At 63.6% G+C, this 1822-nt stretch carries 3 protein-coding genes; 1 reads left to right on the forward strand and 2 read right to left on the reverse strand.

Annotated elements, in window-relative coordinates; translation table 11 throughout:
• A partial coding sequence (locus VFE83_RS19455; RefSeq protein ID WP_324909266.1) for a hypothetical protein occupies window positions 1-255 on the reverse strand: 255 nt, incomplete at its 3' end.
• On the opposite strand from VFE83_RS19455, the gene VFE83_RS19460 reads away from it, so the two are divergent.
• A complete protein-coding gene (locus VFE83_RS19460; RefSeq protein ID WP_324909268.1) occupies window positions 239-625 on the forward strand; it encodes a SnoaL-like domain-containing protein in 387 nt (128 codons plus the stop codon). The genes VFE83_RS19455 and VFE83_RS19460 overlap by 17 nt on opposite strands.
• A 195-nt stretch (window positions 626-820) precedes the next feature.
• On the opposite strand, the gene rpoD is transcribed toward VFE83_RS19460, so the two are convergent.
• Window positions 821-1822: RNA polymerase sigma factor RpoD (rpoD, locus tag VFE83_RS19465; protein WP_324909269.1), on the reverse strand; the 1002-nt coding region annotated here is incomplete at its 5' end.

Genomic DNA, 1822 nt, shown 5'->3' on the forward strand with positions numbered 1-1822 from the left:
TCGCTCTTCGGCTGTCATTCCCGCGAAGGCGGGAATCCATGCAACCGACACGATTCCGCTCTCCGGCGAGCGTGATGCGCTTGAAAGATGGATTCCCGCCTCCGCGAGAATGACAGCACCCACAGCCGGAGCGTCGAGCGCCTGGAGTCCACGATGTGTGGTCACGACCGCCGCTACTGACAGCACGCTGTCAGCGGCCTCGCCGCATGCTGCTCCTCCCAACCCAAGGAGCACCCGCATGGATACGAAGCTCAACGACATCGCCGCCGTCGCACATCGCCTCGTCGAACTCTGCCGCATTGGCCAATACGACCAGGCCCAGCAGGAGTTGTACGCCGAGGACGCCATCAGCATCGAGGGCGACGGCCAGAAGCCCGATGCGGTCACCCGCGGCATGGCGGCGATCCGCGAGAAGGGCAAGCAGTGGGCCGACAATCTCGTCGAGGTCCACGGTGGCAGCGTCAGCGACCCGGTCATCGCCGACGGCTGGTTCAGCGTCGCGATGGGCCTGGATGCGACCTACAAGGACATGGGCCGCGTTGCGATGAAGGAGATCGCGGTGTACCAGGTCCGCAACGGCAAGATCACGCACGAGCAGTTCTTCTACAACGCCGAGAAGGCCTGACTGCACGAGACGCGGTGCACGGCGGCGCCGCCGTGCACCCCCCTCTTCCGCTCTTCGGGCACCTTCTCCCGCAAGGGGAGAAGAACCACGTCGCACGGATACGCGAACGTGAGGCCCGGCCTGCTGCCGGAGGGTGGCAAGAACGACGAAGCCCCGCTGAGCGGGGCTTCGTGATTGAACATTCGCAGGCTTGCGTCAGTCGATGTCGAGGAACGAACGCAGCTGCTCCGAGCGGCTCGGGTGACGCAGCTTGCGCAGGGCCTTGGCCTCGATCTGGCGGATGCGCTCGCGGGTGACGTCGAACTGCTTGCCGACCTCTTCCAGCGTGTGGTCGGTGTTCATGTCGATGCCGAAGCGCATGCGCAGCACCTTGGCTTCGCGCGGCGTCAGGCCGGCCAGGACGTCGCGCACGGTCTCGGTGAGGTTGATGTTGGTGGTGGCCTCGACCGGGGACTCGATGTTGGTGTCCTCGATGAAATCGCCCAGATGCGAATCCTCGTCGTCGCCGATCGGGGTTTCCATCGAGATCGGCTCCTTGGCGATCTTCATGACCTTCCGGATCTTGTCCTCCGGCATGTCCATTTCCTTCGCCAGCTCTTCCGGAGTCGCTTCGCGGCCGTACTGCTGCAGCATCTGGCGGCTGATGCGGTTGAGCTTGTTGATCGTCTCGATCATGTGCACCGGGATGCGGATGGTGCGCGCCTGGTCGGCGATCGAACGCGTGATGGCCTGGCGGATCCACCACGTGGCGTAGGTCGAGAACTTGAAGCCGCGACGGAACTCGAACTTGTCCACGGCCTTCATCAGGCCGATGTTGCCTTCCTGGATCAGGTCGAGGAACTGCAGGCCGCGGTTGGTGTACTTCTTCGCAATCGAGATCACCAGGCGCAGGTTGGCCTCGGTCATTTCGCGCTTGGCCTTGCGAGCCTTCATTTCGCCAGCCGCCATCTGCTTGTTGATGTTGCGCAGGTCCGGCAGCGGCAGCACGACGCGCGCCTGCAGGTCGATCAGCTTCTGCTGCAGTTCCTTGATTGCCGGCACGTTACGGCCCAGTACCGCGCTGTAGGAATGGCCCGCGCCGACTTCCTGGTCGACCCAGCCGAGATTGGTTTCGTTGCCCGGGAAAACCTTGATGAAGTGGGTGCGCGGCATGCCGCACTTGTTGACCGCGATGTCGAGGATCTGCTTTTCGATCTG

Origin of the sequence: Lysobacter sp., from assembly GCF_035655815.1 — a bacterium.
Lineage (GTDB): Bacteria > Pseudomonadota > Gammaproteobacteria > Xanthomonadales > Xanthomonadaceae > Lysobacter_J.

What these genes read in the sequence shown, in the direction of transcription:
- VFE83_RS19460 (WP_324909268.1), top strand. Translation starts at nt 239, where the DNA reads ATGGATACGAAGCTCAACGACATCGCCGCCGTCGCACATCGCCTCGTC.